Here is a 16,817-nt window from a genome sequence, read left to right as displayed (position 1 = left end):
ATAGGAGTAGACTGCGCGAAGTTGAATGGACCTCGGAGGGGAGTGGATGAGTGGATTGAGCGGCAAGGCCGCGTTGGTGACGGGTGCCAGCCGCGGTATCGGGCGTGGCATCGCCGAGCGGCTGGGCCGCGACGGTGCCACCGTGGCCATCCATTACGGCCGTGACGCCAAGGCTGCCGAGGAGACCGTTGCCGCGATCAAAGCGGCGGGCGGCCAAGCCTTTCCAGTGCAGGCCGATCTTTCCAGCATGGCCGATATCAAGGCAATGTTCGCCGCGCTGGACGCGCGCGACGCCAAGGTCGACATCCTCGTGAACAACGCCGCCACGCTGATCAGCGCCCATATCCAGGATACGACCGAGGAGATGTTCGAGCAGGTGGTCTCCACCAATCTGCGCGGCACCTATTTCGTCACCAAATACGCGATCGAGCGGATGGGCAAAGGCGGCCGGATCATCAACCTGTCGTCGAACTGCACGCGGGTCGCATATCCCGAGGTGTCGGTGTACGGTCTCACCAAGGCGGGCATCGAGAACATGGCGTTGGGCCTGGCCCAGCAACTCGGCGCTCGCGGCATCACGGTCAACACGGTGGTGCCTGGCATCGTCGATACCGATATGAACGCCAGCTGGTTGTCGGAGGACACCAAAGCCTATGTCCATGGACTCACGGCGCTGGGTAGATTAGGTTCGGTAGAAGAAATTGCCAACGTCGTGGCTTTCCTGGCGTCGGAACAGGCCAGTTGGGTCACGGCCCAGACAATAGAAGCGAGCGGTGGCTGTCGGATTTGACGAGCTGCAGACGATTTACGACGATAAGATAATAAAAACCCTGCCGTAACGGTCGCCGCGCGTTGGAGGGAGAGAGAAATGTCCGCACGAGCATTTAACGTGGCGGCGCATATGGAAGTGCCGGGTATCGATATCCAGGTGCTCGATTATCGCTGGAGCGCCGGCGAGCAGATTCGCGAGCTGGAGCATGACTTCATCCTGCGCTACCGGCCGTTTCCGGCGCAGGTGAGCGTGGCGGCGCGCCTGGCGGAGGGCGATCTCCACAATTTCGGCCAGCTGATGTTCTTTCCGGCCGATGTCGAGGTGAAGACTGCATCCGCCAACAACAATGAACTGACGCGGAACATCATGTGCCGGTTCAATGCCAGCTGGTTCCGCAAGGTCTGGACGGGTTCGTCCGACTGGAGCAACGAGGAACTGGCCCGCTGCTTCGACATCCGCAATCTGCGCATCGAACAGGCGATACAACGGCTTGGCGCCGAGGCGGCCGATCCGGGCTTTGCGAGCGCGTTGATGGTCGAATCTCTGGCCACGGTGATCGCAATCGAGATCGCCCGCTACTTCGGCGACATGAAGGAGCCGCTACGCGTCCGTACCCGCGACGGCCGCCTGTCGCAGGCCGATCTCAACCGCATCTACGAATATGTCGACAGCTTCTCCAACCGCTGCCCGAGCATCGAGGATATCGCCGACCTGTGCGACATCAGCGCAGCGCATCTGCGCCGCTCGTTCAAGAAGACGACGGGCAAGACCGTTCACGAATATGTCGAGGAACTGCGGCTGAAGAAGGCGCAGGCGCTGCTCGCCGAGACCGATCTGCCGCTCAAGGAAATCTCCTACAGGCTTGGTTTCGCGGATTCGAGTACCTTCTCCTCGACCTTCAAGCGGAGTTCGGGCGAGACGCCGAGCGGCTACCGCTACCGCTTCCGCCAGTGATCCCGTCGGGGGGCGGCCGTATCGGACGTCCCCCGATCAATTTTCACACAATATGCACCGATCGCTAAAAGCCCCCGCGCTGTAGCGCCCCGCCAAAACCGCTAGTCTTATCGCAGTTTTAGGACCGGGGGTTACAGCAGCGGCGCCGACGCCATCGTCGGTTTCCGCCTGCGGAGATCCACCGCAGCGGGTGTAGGGTGAGCATGAATTACCAGAGCGAAGGGACCATTTTCGGCCAGGCGGGGGGCGATCTGCCGCCCCAGCGTTTCGCCAGGGGCTGGCACTGCATGGGGCTCGCCGCACCGTTCAAGGACGGCAAGCCGCACACGCTGCAGGCGTTTGGCGGCAAGGTGGTGATCTTCCAGCAGGCCGATGGATCGCTGGCTGCCCTCGATGGCTATTGCCCGCATATGGGCGCTGATCTGGGAACGGGCACGCTGGTCGACGGCAATGTCGCCTGCCCCTTCCATGGCTGGCAGTGGAACGGCCAGGGCGAATGCGCCCACATCCCCTATTCGCCGCGCATCCCGCGCAAGGCCCGGATCAAGCATTATCCGGTGATGGAGCAGAACCAACAGGTCTTCATCTATAATGATCCGGAGGGCAATCCGCCCCCGCCCGAAGTCGCCATCCCTGCGATCGACGCGGTGATGAACGGCGAGACGCTGCCCTGGGAATGGCAGACCATCCACATCCCGACCAACTGCCGCGAACTGATCGACAACGCCGCCGACGCGACCCATTTCTATTATGTCCACGGCTGGAGCGTGAACCGCTTCGAGAATATTTTCGACCGCCACATGGCGACCCAGAACGCGTGGTTCGAAGCGCGCAAGGACGTCAATTTCGGCGAGGTCGAGACCTCCGAAAGCGATTTCGACTTCCGCAGCACCGCGACCTATTACGGCCCGGCCTACATGATCGTGAACCAGACCGCCGATTACCTGGGCAAGCCGGTCGAGCTGTTCCTGATCAACGCGCATTACCCGGTGTCGCCCAACAGCTTCATGCTGCACGCCGGCGTCACCACCAAGCGGGTCGAGGGCGTTTCGGAGGAGGAGAGCATCGCGCTGGGCCGCTCGTTCGGCAAGGCCGCGGTCGACGCCTTCTTCCAGGATGTCGAGCTGTGGAAGGCCAAGACGCGGGTCGACAATCCGATCCTGTCGGAGTTCGATGGACCCATCTACCAGCTGCGCCGCTGGTACGAGCAATTCTATGTCGACGTCGCCGACGTGAAGCCGGAGATGACCGAGCGTTTCCACCTCGACATGGACCTGACCGTGCCGCTCGAGCGCTGGGCGGCCGACCAGGCCAAGTTCAAGAACAAGTGAGCAGCATGGCGACCGAGGCGCCCGTGCTGGACACGGCCTTTCCGGTAGGCAAGTTCGCCCGGGTGTGGAACGGCGAATATCGGCTCCACTATCATGAGCTGAACCGCCCGAACGGCCGGCCCAGCCTGCTATTCCTGCACGGCAGCGGGCCGGGCGCCAGCGGCTACAGCAATTTCCGCCATAATTATCCGGTGATGGCCGAGGCCGGATATCATGTGATCGCGGTCGATTATCTGGGCTATGGCCATTCGGACAAGCCGCGCGACTTCGACTACAGCACCGAGAATCAGGTCTCCATGCTGCATGAACTGATGCAGCAATTGGGCGTCAGTCAGGTCATCCCGGTCGGAAACTCACTGGGCGGTTTCTATGGCCACGCCTATGCGCTCACATATCCCAACGAGGTGCCGAAGATCATCTCGATGGCGCCGGGCGGCGTCCATGAGGAAAGCACCCGGCCGTTCTCACCCGGATTGCAGGCGATGGTCGCGGCGGTGGCCAAGGGCCCGCAGAACTTCACCCGGGAAAGCTTCCGCGAACTGCTCAAGCTGATCGTCAAGGACGAGCGCCACCTGACCGATCAGGTGATCTCCGAACGCCTGCCGATCGCGCAGAGCCAGCCGATCGAGATATACACGCGCGCGATCCACCGTCCGGTGTGGGAGCGGCTGCACGAGATCAAGGTGCCGGTGCTCGCCTTCTGGGGCTATCATGACCAGTTCCTGTCGGTGAACCACGCCTTCATCATGCAGGAGAAGATCGAGCATTGCCGGGTGATCATATCGAACCAGGCCGGCCATTGGTTCATGATCGAGGAGGCCGAGCTGTTCAACAGCGCCTGCCTCGCCTTCCTGGCGGAGCAAGGATGATGGCGGAGGCCGCCGTGGCCGACGTGCTGGCGATCCAGTCGCTCAAGGCGCTGTATTGCGAGGGCGCCGACCTCCTCCCCATCGACGCGGTCCGCGCGGCCGAGGCGCTGATGGCGGTCTTCACGGCCGATGCGACCGCGGACTATGGCGCCGGCCTGCTTAAAGGGCGCGATGCGATCATCGGCTTCCTGGTCGATGGCATCAGCCCGGTGCGCAGCTGGCTCTGGCACGCCATCCACACCCCGTTCGTCGCCGTCGACGGCGACAGCGCCGAAGCGCGCTGGACGATCGTCGCGATGATGAAGGACAAGGGATCGGACGTGATCGAACGCGCCTATGGCCGCTATGCCGACAGGCTGGTGCGCACGCCGCAGGGGTGGAGGATCGCCTCGATGCGCTGGATCGAGGAAGCGCGCTCCTGATCGCGCCGATGACGTCGGAATAGGGGAGGGGCTTCCGGTATGTGCCGGAAGCCCCTTTTTCATTCCGCCGCGAGCAGGCGGCCTTGGTCGCGCATCACCCGGCGCAGGCCGTCGGCGACATCGTCCTTGTTCGCGCAGGCGGCCGCTTCGAGCGCCTTGGAGATGCTGGGCGACGCCTCACCGCCATGGACGCGCTGGATCGGCTGGTCGAGCCAGTCGAACAGCCGGCGCTGCGCCTCATCGGCCAGCATGCCGCCATAGGAGGTGCCGATCGAGCCCTGCTCGACGATCAGGACATTGTTGGTCTTGCGGACCGACGCCTCGATGGTCTCCCAGTCGAGGCCGGCGCGGTCAAGGCTGCGCAGGTCGATCACCTCGGCATCGATCCCCGATTCCTCGATCGCGGCGAGGGTGGGGGCCACCATCGCTGAATAGGTGAGAATGGTCATCGCGCTGCCCGGCCTGACGACCTTCGCCTTGCCCAGCGGGATGAAGTAATCGAAATCCTCGGCCGGGGCCGGGCCCTTGCCGTTGTACAAGTCTACATGCTCGATCACGAGCACCGGATCACGGCACAGCAGCGCGCTGTTCATCAGGCCCACATAGTCGAACGGCGTCGAAGGCGCGACGATGCGCCAGCCTACCGATGTCGCAAAGATGCCGGCCGGGTCCATCGAATGCTGCGATCCATAGCCGGTGCCCATTGCCACCTTCATCCGCATCACCAACGGCACCGCGCTTTCGCCGCCGAACATGTGGCGGGCCTTGGCGATCTGGTTGAAGATCTGATCGGCCGCGACCCACAGGAAATCGGGGTACATCAGCTCGACCACGGGCAGGAAGCGGCCATCCATGGCGATGCCGCCGGCGAGGCCGCAGAAGGCGTTCTCGCTGATCGGCGTGCCGAGCACCCGATCGGGAAACTGATCGGCAAGACCCCGGGTGGCGCCGTTGGTGCCGCCTTTCAGCCGGTGGATATCCTCGCCCATGATCACGATGCGCGAATCCTGCGACATCCGTCGCTGCATCACGTCGGCCACGGTGGTGATATATTTCTGGTCCGGGATGATCGCGCCTGTGAAGCTCTCCAGCTCCTCGAAACGGACTCCGTCGAACTCTGACAGGTCACCGCGGATGCCGACGTCACGAAACTCGGCGGGCGGCCACAGGGTGGGGACGATGCGACTCTTGCCGTTGCCCGCATCCTCGATCAGCGTGCTTGCCACTTCATCCATCAGCGCAAGGCAGCGGCGGCGTAAAGCCGCGACCTCCTCCTCGCCGATCAGCTGGCGCTGCTGCATCTTCGCGGCGACCATGTCCAGCGGATCGCGGGCGCGCCAGCCGGCTTCCTCCTCCTTGGAACGATAACCGAAGGCGCTGCCGGGCAGCGCGCCATTCTGGTGGAAGAAGCGATAGCAATCGGCTTCGATGATGGTCGGGCCGCCACCATTGCGCATCACATCGAGCGCTTCCTCCATCGCCAGATGAACGGCGAGGGGGTTCATGCCATCGACTTTCCACGAGGGGATGCCGAAAGCCAGGCCGCGCGAGGACAGGCGCGGCTCGGCGGTCACTTCGTCGACATGGGTCGACACGGCATAGACGTTATTCTCGATGAAGAAGCAGAGCGGCAGCTTCCATGCCGCCGCCAGGTTCATCGATTCCAGCACCGATCCGATGTTGATCGCGCCATCGCCCAGATAGTTGACCGCGACGTCGCTGGTGCCCGCATGGCGGTGCGCCCAAGCCGATCCGGCCGCGAGCGGCGCACCGCCGCCGACAATCGCGTTGGTGCCCAGGTTGCCGGCCTCCAGCCAGCGCAGATGCATCGATCCGCCGCGCCCCTTGCAATAGCCTTGAGCGAGGCCGCAAATCTCGGCCAGTGTCTTTTGCATCAACTCGCGTACCGGCTCGTCGAACGCTGCGCGGGGCGACATCGCATCGGCCAGGTGGGCCAGCGACTTGGCAAGGAACTGGTGGTGGCCGCGATGCGAGCCGTTGATATGGTCCGAGGATCGCAAGGGCCGGATCGAGCCGACCGCGCCGCCCTCCTGGCCGATCGAGCTATGAGCGGGGCCATGTACCAGCCCCTGCGCCGCCAGCTGCAGCACCTTCTCCTCGAAGGCGCGGATCAGGTGCAGATCGGTCAGCATCGTGCCGAGCAGGGCGGGATCGGCCGCATCCCAGTCGGCGTCGGTAACGCGAATCTCGCGCCACGGGGCCATGGGGGTCAGATCGTCGTGGGTCGCCATTATTCGGCCGCCTCCGGAACGCTGTTCCTGCGGGCGATGTTGGCGGTGGCGGCGTAGGCAAAGGTCATCGCCGAACCGAGCGTCGCGCCCGCACCGGGATAGGCCGGGCCCATCACCGAGCCCGAACAATTGCCGATCGCGTAGAGCCCGCTGATCGGCGTGCCGTCCTCGCGCAGGACGCGTGCTTCCTCATCGGTGCGCGGGCCGCCCTTCGAGCCGAGATCGCCCAGGTCGATCCGCACCGCGTAAAAGGGGGCCTTTGCAATGGGGCCGAGATTGCGGTTCGGCTGGTGGTTGGGATCGCCGAAGAACTGATTGTAGACATTCTGGCCGCGCCCGAAATCGGGATCTTCGCCTTTCAGCGCATATTCGTTGAAGCGGCTCACCGTGGCCGCCAGCGTGTCGACGGGCAGGCCGATTTTGGCGGCAAGCCCGGCCAGGGTTTCGGCCTTGTACAAGAAGGTGTCGAACCAGTCGGGGGGCACCTTGCGATCGGGAAGGCTCCAGCCGGGCTGGAGGCCGCCGAGCGGATATTTCTCGCGATAGTCAGCGTCGAAGATCAGCCAGCAGGGCAGGTTGGCGCCGGTCTCCGCATTGTCGCGCAGCATCGCCTTGCCGAACTGGTGATAGGAGCAGATCTCGTTGGTGAAGCGCCTGCCGAGGCGGTTGACCGCCAGGCTGTGCGGATAGCCGCGTTCGAAGAACAGGGCCTGATGCCGCTGAATGTTGGGCGCGTGGCGATAAGGAATGTTGACGGTCGGCGCCCACCAGGCCTCGTCGAGGAACTCGACCGCAGCGCCGATCTCGCGCACGGCGGTCAGCGCATCGCCGACATTGTTGTCGCGCGGCGTGGCGCTCCAGCTCGGGTCGGTCGCCTGCGGGAAATTCTCGTTGCGCATCTGCTGTGACTGCTCATAGCCGCCCGAGGCGAGGATCACCGCCCGGCCCGCGCCGATCCGCACGGGCCGCCCCTGCGCGCTGGCCTGGACCGCGACGACGTTGCCGCCGCTGGTCTCCAGCCCGGTCATCGCGGTGTTGAGCGCCAGCGGGATGCCGCGATCGATCATCGCCTTGCGCAGGCCGCCGATCAGCGCGTTGCCGATCGTCAGCAGCCGGTCGCGGTGGGTGCGGCGGCGGAAGGGCAGGTCGGTCCAGTAGCGCCACAGGGTGCGCAGCACGACCTTCTGCCAGCCCTTGACCCGGTTGAGGATGATCCCGCCGTCGAGCAGGTCGAGCGCGATCTTGTCGAACATCTTGAACTCGGGATAGCTCTCGCGCAGGCGGAAGAACTCCTCGCCCAGCGCGCCGCCGTCCATCGGCCTGACCAGCATCGTCCGGCCGCCGGGCAGCGAGCCCTTCACGAACGGATAATAGTCGGGATAGGGCATATAGGGGTTGGTGTAATATTCGATGCCCAGCGACTTGAGATAGGCCACCATCTCGGGCGCCATCTGGACGTAGCGTTCCAGCTTGGCGGTCGGCACCCTGCCCTCGGTCACCTTCTCCAGATAGCCGAGGGCCTTGGCGGGGCTGTCCTGATCGCCGAGGAAGGCGTTGTTGGGAATCCAGATCGCTCCGCCCGAAACCGCCGAGGTGCCGCCATAGCGATCGGACTTCTCTATGACGATCGGGCGCAGGCCCAGATCATGCGCGCGGATCGCCGCCAGCAGGCCGCCGGCGCCCGATCCCACCACGACCACATCATATTCGGACGCATCGGCTACGATGAAACTCATGTCGATCCTCTCGCGGGCCGCGCGAGCGGCGGCCGGATGGTCAGTCTGCCGGCGCCCGCCGAAGCGGGCGCCGATCGGGATTGTCAGAGGAAGATGTCCTGGTTTTCCGCGCCGAACAGCGAGGCGCCGAAATTGGCACCCCACAGTTCGTAGCTGTTCGCCTGGTGCTGGCCGCCGGATTCGATGTTGGCCAGGATGCGCGCGAACGGCTTCTCAAGGAACAGGCCGCTGCCGCCCGCGACGCGGAACAGCTTGGCAGCGACGCCCGCGCACCGGCTCGCAACCTCGGACGACTGATATTTGAAGCGCAGCCGGTCCTCCATCGCGGGCACGGTGCCGGCGGCGGCATGTCGTTCCATATGGTCGAAATTGGCGTAGAGCGTATTCTTGAGATCGGCGATCGTCGCGGCCGCCTCGGCCACCGCCAGCTGCGCGAACGGGTTCTCGGAGGTCCGCCCGCCGAACGAGCCCAGCTTGCCGCTGCCGAAGGCGATCACCTCGTTGAGCAGCGCCTGCAAGGCGCCGATCGAGGCGGTCGACACCGAGCGCAGGAACACCTGGCCGAAGGGCAGGCGATAGAGCGGACCGGTGTTCACCGCATTGCCGGGGCTGTCGATCTCGAAACCCTGGCGATGGGTGTGGGTGCGATAGTCGGGGACGAAGGCGTCCTTGACGATCACGTCATGGCTGCCGGTCGCCTTCAGGCCATGGGTGTCCCAGGTCTCGACGATCTCGACATCCTCAAGCGGGATCAGGAAGGTGCCCATATTGGGCACACCCTCGCCCGCGCCGGGGAACAGGCCACCCAGGAAGAACCACTGGGCATGCTTGGAACCGCTTGAGAACTGCCAGCGGCCGGAGAAGCGATATCCGCCCTCCACCGCCTCGGTCTTGCCCTTTGGCATGTAGGTCGATGCGATGATCGCGTCGGGGTTGTTCTCGAACACCTCGCGCGCGGCGCGGTCATCGAACAGGGCGATCTGCCAGTTGTGGACGCCGATCACGCCGTAGATCCAGCCGACCGACATGTCGCCCTCGGCCAGCGCCATCTGGACGTCGTAGAACGTCTTGGGGCTCATCTCATAGCCGCCCCAGCGCTTGGGCTGGAGGACGCGGAACAGGCCCGCCTTCTTCATGTCCTCGATGGTCTCGGGCACGACATTGGCCGCCGCATCGCCCGCGGCTGCGCGTTCGCGCAGCACGGGTATCAGCTTGCGGGCGCGCTCCACCAACTCCGCCGCGGACGGAATATCGCCCTCTACCACCTTCAAAGCTGCCTCCACCATAGACGCTCCATCCTTCCTTGCCGTCGGCCGATGCCCCTCGGGCGATGCCGTCGCAGATTGAGGAAGAACTTAATCCGCCGCCGCAGCGACGGCATTGGGCAAGCTTGTGACAAACCGATCACTGCATGAGCGTTTTGAGCCTTGACGCCCGGCGGTGCCGATCGCGCGCGTGCGGATTGGCAATGCTCTGCGCAGCTTGGCCAAGGCTATGCGCCTTCCGCCGCAACGCCCCCGCTGAGACAATCCGGCCATCGATCAAAGGCGTGGGAGCGGGCGTGGGGTGAGCGACAATTATCATGCGCTCGAAGTCGTGGATGTCGTCGAGGAGATCGACGATGCGCGGACCTTCGTCCTCGCCGTGCCGCCGGACAAGGCGGACCAGTTCGGCTATCGCTCTGGCCAGTTCCTGACGGTGCGCCTCGCCACCGAGGAAGGCCAACTGGAGCGCTGCTATTCGCTGTCGAGCGTCCCCGGCGTGGACGAGCATCTGCGCATCACGGTGAAGCGGGTGCCGTTCGGCCCGGTCTCCAACTGGATGATCGACAGGGTGCGCACTGGCGACCGCCTTGCCGTGATGCGCCCGGCCGGGGTGTTCGTGGCGCGGGATGCGACACGCGACCTGTCGCTGTTCGCGGCGGGAAGCGGCATCACCCCGATCATCTCGCTGGCCAAGGACCGGCTGCGCCAGCCCGCCGGCAAGGTGGCGCTGTTCTACGCCAATCGCGACGAACGCTCGGTGATCTTCAAGGCCGAACTCAACCAGCTGGCGGCCGACTATCCCGATCGCTTCTCGGTCACCCACTGGCTGGAGACGGTGCAGGGCCTGCCGACCCCGAAGCTGCTGGCGGCACACGCGGCCCATCTGGCGGGGCGCGAGCATTTCATCTGCGGGCCGGCCCCCTATATGGATGCGGTCGCGGCCGCGCTCGACCATCTCGGGGTCGATCGCCACCAGGTCCATCTCGAACGCTTCGTCTTCGCCGCCCCGCAGCCGGTGACGAGCGTGCCCAGCCGTGATCAACCCGCCGCCGAGGCGTCGCGCCTGGAGCTGACCCTCGACGGCAGGACGGCGACGATAGACTGGGCCGGTGGCACGCTGATGCTCGACGCGATGCAGGAGGCGGGGTTCAGCCCGCCTTATTCGTGCCGCTCCGGATCATGCGGGGCCTGCATCTGCCAGCTCGACGCGGGCGAAGTCGACATGCAGCAGAACCAGGTGCTCGACGCGCGCGACCTGGCCGAGGGGCTGATCCTGGCGTGTCAGGCGATCGCCCGCTCGCCCGCGGTGAAAGTGACCTTCTGAACCGCCGGGCAAACAGGAAGAGGTGAGGGGATGTACAAGGTGATGGCGTTCCTGTCCCGCAAGCCGGGCATTTCGCGCGAGGAATTCCGCGCATATTATGAAGGCCAGCATGCGCCGCTGGTCGGCCGGCTGGCGCCGAAGATGGCGGTCTATCGGCGCAATTTCCTGAACTTCGACGAACCCTTCAAGCGCGACGACGACCAGATCGGCTTCGACGTGGTTACCGAAATGGAGTTCGAGGACCGCGCTGCGTGCGAGCGCTGGTTCAGCGCCTTTCGCGATCCCGCCGTTTTCGAGCAGGTCGCCGCCGACGAAGCGAAATTCCTCGACAGCAGCCGGGTGATGGTGTGCGCGGTCGAGGTCGAGCAGTCCGCATGAGCGACGCCGGTCGTCTCGCCGGTCGCGCCGCGATCGTCACCGGGGCATCGAGCGGCATGGGGCGGGCGATCACCGCCCTGTTCGCGGCCGAAGGCGCCCGCGTTCTCGCGGTGTCGCGCGGCGGCGGGGCGGATGGGCATCCGGCGATCACCCCCTTTGCCGCCGACATCGCCGCGCCGGACGCCGCCGGGCGGATCGTCGCGGCGGCGCGGGACGCGTTCGGCGGGATCGACATCCTCGTCAACGCCGCCGGCCTGTTCGAAATGGCCCCGGTCGAGCAGATCGACCGCGGCCATTGGGATCGGACCTTCGCGACGAACGTCACCGGCCCGGTCGAGCTGTGCCTGAAGGCGATCCCGTCGCTCAAGGCATCGGGAGCGGGACGGATCATCAACATCGGATCGGTGTGCGTGCGGCTGACCAATCCCGGCTTCGCCGCGTACAATGCCAGCAAGCATGCGCTGACCGGCTTCACGCTCAACCTGGCGATCGAGCTGGGCCGCCACGGGATCACCGCGAACATGATCCAGCCGGGCACCATCCTGACGCCGATGACCCAGCCGTTCGTCGAGGATCCCGCGATGCTGCGCTATTTCGAGGGCAAGACGGCCGTCCGCCGGCTCGGCGAGGCGGGGGAGATCGCCCGCGCCGCGCTCTACCTCGCCGATCCCCAGGCGGGCTACACCACCGGCCAGACCATCCAGGTCGACGGTGGCTACAGCGTCGGCATCAACGATAGCGGGCTGGAGGCGTAGGATGGGCGGATTGCCGGGGCTGAGGGGCACCGATCATATCGGCTTCACCGTGCCGGATATCGACGAGGCGGTCGCCTTCTTCGTCGACATATTGGGCTGCGAGCCTTTCTACGAGCTGGGCCCGTTCCAGTCCGACGACGACTGGATGGCGGAGCATCTCGCCGTCCACCCCCGCGCGGTGATGCGCCGGCTGAAATTCCTGCGCTGCGGCCATGGCTCCAATTTCGAGCTGTTCCAGTATGAAGCGCCCGACCAGCGGCGCGAACCGCCGTGCAACAGCGATGTCGGGGGCCATCATCTGGCGCTCTATGTCGACGATATCGATGCCGCACTCGCCCATCTCCGCGCGCACGGCATCCGCATCCTCGGCGCGCCGACCGTCCGCACCGCCGGGCCCAGCGCGGGCCAGAGCTGGGTCTATTTCCTGTCGCCCTGGGGGATGCAGCTAGAGCTGGTCAGCTTCCCGAACGGCAAGGGCTATGAGGCGGAGACCGACCGGCGGCTGTGGCACCCGGCCAGGCCGGGGGAATAGCGCACAGGGTTACGCGGATCGGGCAGCCGCGTGCTGGCCCGCGATCCAGCCGAAGGTTCCCGCGCTCGCGATCGAGCCGCCATAATAATCCCGGAACACGCCGCCGGCGCAGGGCGGACTCGCATAGAGGCCCGGGATCGGCAGCTTCTGCTGGTCGAGGACCTGCGCGCTGGTGTTAATCGCCAGCCCGCCCATCGTGTAGACGACGCCGGCAGTGAACGGCCAGGCGTAGAAGGGGCCCTTTTCCAGCTTGCGCAACTCGGACCGGCGGATGTCCAGATCGGGATTCCTGGCGTCGGCGGCGCGATGGCACTCGGCGATCGTCCTCATCAGATTGGGCCGGTAGGTGCTGTTTGGCCCCGGCTCAGCCAATTTGTCGGCCAGTTCCTCGATCGTGTCGGCCTTCAGCAGGGTCGGCCCTTCCAGCGCGGTCCGCGCCTCGAATTTCTCCGCCTCGGTCGCGCCGGTGCCCGGACTGAGCATGCGCAGATCGGCAACCTCGTCATACATCGCCTGGTCGAACAGCATGATACCCGTGGCGCGCGGCTGCCGGGCGACGGCCTGGCTGACGCGATAGCGGATCTCCACCTCGTCGATGAAGCGCTTGCCGTTCAGGTTGACCGCGATGAAGCCCGGCGGCGTGTTGAACCAGAGCAGGTTGAACAGCCGCGTCCTGTCGGCCTCGCCGAACTCCAGCCATTGCCGCACGTCCTCCATCGGTCGCTTCGCCGGGAAGGCGCTCATATGGCTGCCGTAGATGCCGCTCATCGATCCGCTCAGCGATGCGCCGATCTCCTGCGCCAGGATCATGCCCTCACCACGATGGAAGGGCGATCCTACCGCCGAGATCAGGTCGGCCTCTGGGCCGATGTAGCGTGCGCACAATTCCTTGTTGTTCTGGAAGCCGCCCGCCGCGAGGATCACGTTGCGCGCCTTGATGGTCACGGTCTCGCCGGTGTCGTCGAAGGGGGAGGAGGTCCATCGCTTCGCCCGCAGCCCGACGATCGCGCCATCGTCCCCGGTCAGTATCCGCCGTGCCCGTGCCCTGAGCAGCAGCAGGCCGCCGGCATCGGCGAAGATGCGTTCCAGGCTGTCGAAATATGCGCGGCATTGCGGCTCGGACGCCCCGTCCCGGTCCGTGCCCATCCATATGTCGATGCCGCCGTCCGGGCTCGGCCGGATCGCCGCGCCGATGGTTCGGAGCCAGTCGATGTAGCGCAGATAGCTTTCGAAATAGACCCGGCTGAAGGCGGGATCGTGCATCCCGTGCGTTACCGCCAGATATTCGTCATAGCTGTTCGCGCCGCCGATGCGGATGCCGCCGCCCGACATCGCCGAGCTGCCCCCCGTCACCTTGTCGATCTCGACCACCATGGTCCGCGCCCCGGCGCGGGCCGCGGCGATGGCGGCGGACATGCCGCCATTGCCCGATCCGACGACGACCACGTCGACCTCATGGGTCCACGTCCGCTCGGTCGTTCCCATGTCGGCTTCGTCCGTCAGCGCTTGTCGAAGCCCAGCCACAGCCGCTTGAGGCCGAACGCCACATAGGTGGTGGTATAGTCGTAGCTGTCCTCCCCCCGGGTGGCGCGGAAGTTCTTCATGCGGTTGACCAGCGCCTTGAACGCGATCCGCATCTCGCCACGCGCCAGCTGGTTGCCGATGCACATGTGGATGCCTGCGCCGAAGGTCAGGTGGCTGCGCATGTTGGGGCGCTCCAGGTCGACCTGCTCGGGATCGGGGAACATCGACGGATCGATGTTGGCGGCGCCGAAGCGCGTTTCGATGATCGATCCTTCCGGGATGGCCACGCCGCCGATCTCCATATCGGCGGTCACGCGGCGGAACATCACCGTGGCCGGCGCCATGATGCGCAGCGTCTCCTCGACGAAGGCGTCGAGCTTGGCGTCGCTGCTCCGTATCTCGTCGGCCAGTTCGGGCCGGTCGATCAGCAGCTTGATGCCGCCCGCCAGCGCGTTGGCGGTGGTCTCGCCGCCTGCCAGGAACAGCAGGAACAGGATCGAGATCAGCTCGCGCATGTCGAGGCTGCGACCGTCGACCTCGGCATGGACCAGGGTGCTGAGCAGGCTGTCGTCGGGATCGGCGCGAACCCGCTCGACATTCTTGGCGAGATAGCGATGCAGCTCGGTCACCTGCGGCACGATCTCCAGCTCGCGCTGCGGATCGAGCGCTGGATTGCTGCTTTCGAGCGAGACGTCGTTCCAGCGCTTGAACTTGTCGATGTCGCGATCGGTGACGCCGAGGATGTCGGTGAACACGGTCAGCGGCAGGCGCATCGCGAATTCGTCGAAGAACTCAACCTCGGGCTTGTCGATGAAGCGGTCGATCAGCGCGTTGGCGGTCACCTCGATATTGGGTTCGAGGCTGAGCACCTTGTCACGGGTGAACGCCTTGTCGACCAGGGTACGGTACATCTTGTGCGAGGGCGGATCGTTGGTGACCAGCGTGTCCATCGGCAGATAGCCGGTCTCGCGGAAGATGCGGTCCACTTCTTCGCTGACGCTGGACTTGCGGGTCTGGATGATGCCCGTCTTGCACGACAGCGTCTTGTTGTTCATCACCGCCTTGCGGACGTCCTCATAGCGGGTCAGCACATAATTGCCGCTCACCGGGTCCTTGTAGACCGGATGCTCCTCGCGCAGCGCGTGATAGGCGGGAAAGGGGCATTTGCGGGTGTCCGGATCGGTGAAGGTGATCGGGCACTTGCCGCCGGTCGCAGGGGCCTCCGCCAGGGTATCGCTCATCTCGAACTCTCCAAATCCGGCAGGGGCGCCGGTACTTCGAGCATGATTTTTAGGGGATTGCGCGCGGCGGCGGCACCGCGATCCTTTTTAAAAGCGGGCTATTGATTAAGCGATCTGAGCTTGCCGCCGGGCACGGCCGCCGCAGATCAACAATAAGGTGATGCTTTTCCCAAGACTTGCCGATTGAGTTCGGGTCGCAGCGGGATAGCTCTTCAGGCAGACCCATATCGGGTGCCGGAGGAGCGAAAATGGGTTCGGAGCCGGGCATGGTGAGGGACGCATCGGTGCGCGACCAGGTCAGCGCGGCGGAGTGGGAGACGCGGGTCCAGCTCGCGGCCTGCTACCGGCTGTTCGCCCATTTCGGGATGACCGACCTCATCTACAACCACATCACCGCGCGGGTGCCGGGCAGCGAGCATATCCTGATCAACGGCTATGGCCTGCTCTATGACGAGGTGACCGCGTCGAACCTGCACAAGATCGACCTGGACGGGAATTACGTGCTGCGCGCGCCGGGCGAGTTCGCGGTCAACCCGGCCGGCTATGTGATCCACAGCGCGATCCATGGCGGGCGCGAGGATGCGGGCTGCGTGATCCATACCCATTCGCGCGCCGCCACCGCCGTCTCGGCGATGAAATGTGGCCTGTTGCCGCTGTCGCAGAGTGCGATGTTCTTCTATGGCGAGGTCGGCTACCATGATTTCGAGGGACCGGCGGTCAACCTCGACGAGCGGCGCCGGCTGGTCGCGGACCTCGGCGCGCATGACGTGATGCTGCTGCGCAACCATGGCACGGTAACGGTCGGCCGCACGGTGCCGCGCGCCTTTCTGACCGCCTGGCAGCTCGAAAGCGCCTGCCGCATCCAGGTCGACGCGATGGCCGGCGGCGCGCTGGTGATGCCGCCGCAGGATCTGTGTTCCACCGTGCCGCCGGTCGCGCGCGATCCGCGCTTCCAGAACGGATCGGGGCTCGAATGGGCGGCGCTGCTGCGGCTGCTCGACCGGAAGGACCCCGACTATGCCCAATGACGATCTCGCCGCGCGCATCGCCGCGCTGGAGGCGCGCGACGCGATCCGCGATCTCGTCGCACGCTATTGCCATTATGTGCGCGAGCGGCGGCATGACAACATCGTCGGCCTTTATACGCCAGACGGCGTGTTCGACATGCCGGCGGTGATGGCCGAGGGCGGGGTGCGTTCGGGCCGCGACGCGATCGCGGAGACCTTCGCCCGTAACAACGAGGCGATGGACCCCTGGCCCTTCACCCATAACCATGTGATTGATCTGGACGGCGAGGATCGCGCCACGGGCCATGTCTATACCGAGTTCCGGATCGGGTCGGACGATATGCGGGTCGGCTTCGTCGGCGTCTATGCCGACGAATATGTCCGGCACGAAGGCGTCTGGAAATTCCGGCGCCGCAAGCTCCAGAGCGTCGCCCTGCCGGCGTGATCATCGAGGA

The 16,817-nt window shown here is 65.3% G+C and carries 16 protein-coding genes; 11 read left to right on the top strand and 5 right to left on the bottom strand.

Annotated features, from left to right (window positions below):
• The first annotated feature begins 55 nt into the window (after window positions 1-55).
• From CMV14_RS16835 to CMV14_RS16815, 5 genes are all read left to right on the top strand, one after another.
• Window positions 56-790, top strand: a complete 735-nt coding sequence (locus CMV14_RS16835; protein WP_202820864.1) for an SDR family oxidoreductase — start codon at window positions 56-58, stop codon at window positions 788-790.
• A 78-nt stretch (window positions 791-868) separates the two neighbouring features.
• The gene (locus CMV14_RS16830) at window positions 869-1,726 is read left to right on the top strand and encodes a helix-turn-helix domain-containing protein (RefSeq protein ID WP_083216101.1); all 858 of its coding nucleotides are present in this window, start codon (window positions 869-871) and stop codon (window positions 1,724-1,726) included.
• 203 nt (window positions 1,727-1,929) lie between these two features.
• Window positions 1,930-3,057: a 3-ketosteroid-9-alpha-monooxygenase, oxygenase component gene (locus CMV14_RS16825; RefSeq protein WP_066969014.1), complete on the top strand. Its 1,128-nt coding sequence runs from the start codon at window positions 1,930-1,932 to the stop codon at window positions 3,055-3,057.
• Window positions 3,058-3,062: 5 nt separating this feature from the next.
• Complete coding sequence (locus CMV14_RS16820) at window positions 3,063-3,926, top strand: alpha/beta fold hydrolase (protein ID WP_083216100.1); 864 nt, start codon at window positions 3,063-3,065, stop codon at window positions 3,924-3,926.
• Window positions 3,923-4,348, top strand: a complete 426-nt coding sequence (locus CMV14_RS16815) for a nuclear transport factor 2 family protein (protein WP_083216099.1) — start codon at window positions 3,923-3,925, stop codon at window positions 4,346-4,348. The genes CMV14_RS16820 and CMV14_RS16815 overlap by 4 nt, the downstream gene beginning before the upstream one ends.
• 59 nt (window positions 4,349-4,407) lie before the next feature.
• On the opposite strand, the gene CMV14_RS16810 is transcribed toward CMV14_RS16815, so the two are convergent.
• The 3 genes from CMV14_RS16810 to CMV14_RS16800 all read right to left on the bottom strand — a co-directional run bounded on the left by CMV14_RS16810 (window position 4,408) and on the right by CMV14_RS16800 (window position 9,622).
• On the bottom strand, window positions 4,408-6,600 hold the full coding sequence (locus CMV14_RS16810; RefSeq protein ID WP_066969011.1) for an alpha-ketoacid dehydrogenase subunit alpha/beta: 2,193 nt from the start codon (window positions 6,598-6,600) through the stop codon (window positions 4,408-4,410).
• Window positions 6,600-8,336, bottom strand: coding sequence for an FAD-binding protein (locus CMV14_RS16805; RefSeq protein WP_066969009.1), 1,737 nt, complete (start codon window positions 8,334-8,336; stop codon window positions 6,600-6,602). The genes CMV14_RS16810 and CMV14_RS16805 overlap by 1 nt, the downstream gene beginning before the upstream one ends.
• Window positions 8,337-8,419: 83 nt before the next feature.
• Window positions 8,420-9,622 carry an acyl-CoA dehydrogenase family protein gene (locus CMV14_RS16800; RefSeq protein ID WP_066969007.1) on the bottom strand — a complete coding sequence of 401 codons (1,203 nt, stop codon included), beginning with the start codon at window positions 9,620-9,622 and terminating at the stop codon, window positions 8,420-8,422.
• Window positions 9,623-9,902: 280 nt separating this feature from the next.
• Between CMV14_RS16800 and CMV14_RS16795 the strand changes: the two genes are divergently transcribed.
• From CMV14_RS16795 to CMV14_RS16780, 4 genes are read left to right on the top strand one after another with little or no spacing between them, the layout of a single operon-like run.
• On the top strand, window positions 9,903-10,925 hold the full coding sequence (locus CMV14_RS16795; protein ID WP_066969005.1) for a ferredoxin--NADP reductase: 1,023 nt from the start codon (window positions 9,903-9,905) through the stop codon (window positions 10,923-10,925).
• A 30-nt stretch (window positions 10,926-10,955) separates the two neighbouring features.
• A complete protein-coding gene (locus CMV14_RS16790) occupies window positions 10,956-11,303 on the top strand; it encodes an EthD domain-containing protein (protein ID WP_066969003.1) in 348 nt (115 codons plus the stop codon).
• Window positions 11,300-12,058: an SDR family NAD(P)-dependent oxidoreductase gene (locus tag CMV14_RS16785; RefSeq protein ID WP_066969001.1), complete on the top strand. Its 759-nt coding sequence runs from the start codon at window positions 11,300-11,302 to the stop codon at window positions 12,056-12,058. Before CMV14_RS16790 ends, CMV14_RS16785 begins: the two co-directional genes overlap by 4 nt.
• A 1-nt stretch (window position 12,059) precedes the next feature.
• Entirely contained in the window at window positions 12,060-12,590 is a 531-nt protein-coding gene (locus tag CMV14_RS16780) for a VOC family protein (protein ID WP_066968999.1), read from the top strand.
• Window positions 12,591-12,599: 9 nt separating this feature from the next.
• Here CMV14_RS16780 and CMV14_RS16775 read toward each other — a convergent pair whose 3' ends face one another.
• A complete protein-coding gene (locus CMV14_RS16775) occupies window positions 12,600-14,075 on the bottom strand; it encodes an FAD-binding protein (RefSeq protein WP_066968996.1) in 1,476 nt (491 codons plus the stop codon).
• Window positions 14,076-14,089: 14 nt separating this feature from the next.
• A complete protein-coding gene (locus CMV14_RS16770) occupies window positions 14,090-15,355 on the bottom strand; it encodes a cytochrome P450 (RefSeq protein ID WP_066968994.1) in 1,266 nt (421 codons plus the stop codon).
• Between the two features lie 248 nt (window positions 15,356-15,603).
• On the opposite strand from CMV14_RS16770, the gene CMV14_RS16765 reads away from it, so the two are divergent.
• Together CMV14_RS16765 and CMV14_RS16760 are read left to right on the top strand one after the other, a co-directional pair.
• Window positions 15,604-16,383, top strand: a complete 780-nt coding sequence (locus tag CMV14_RS16765; RefSeq protein ID WP_238147070.1) for a class II aldolase/adducin family protein — start codon at window positions 15,604-15,606, stop codon at window positions 16,381-16,383.
• Window positions 16,373-16,807 (top strand): nuclear transport factor 2 family protein, encoded by a 435-nt coding sequence (locus tag CMV14_RS16760; RefSeq protein WP_066968992.1) that lies wholly within the window; start codon window positions 16,373-16,375, stop codon window positions 16,805-16,807. The genes CMV14_RS16765 and CMV14_RS16760 overlap by 11 nt, the downstream gene beginning before the upstream one ends.
• The last annotated feature ends 10 nt before the right edge of the window (window positions 16,808-16,817 follow it).

This window comes from Rhizorhabdus dicambivorans, assembly GCF_002355275.1.
In the GTDB taxonomy this organism is placed as follows: Bacteria; Pseudomonadota; Alphaproteobacteria; order Sphingomonadales; family Sphingomonadaceae; genus Rhizorhabdus; species Rhizorhabdus dicambivorans.
This window is presented reverse-complemented; position numbering and strand designations above follow the sequence as displayed.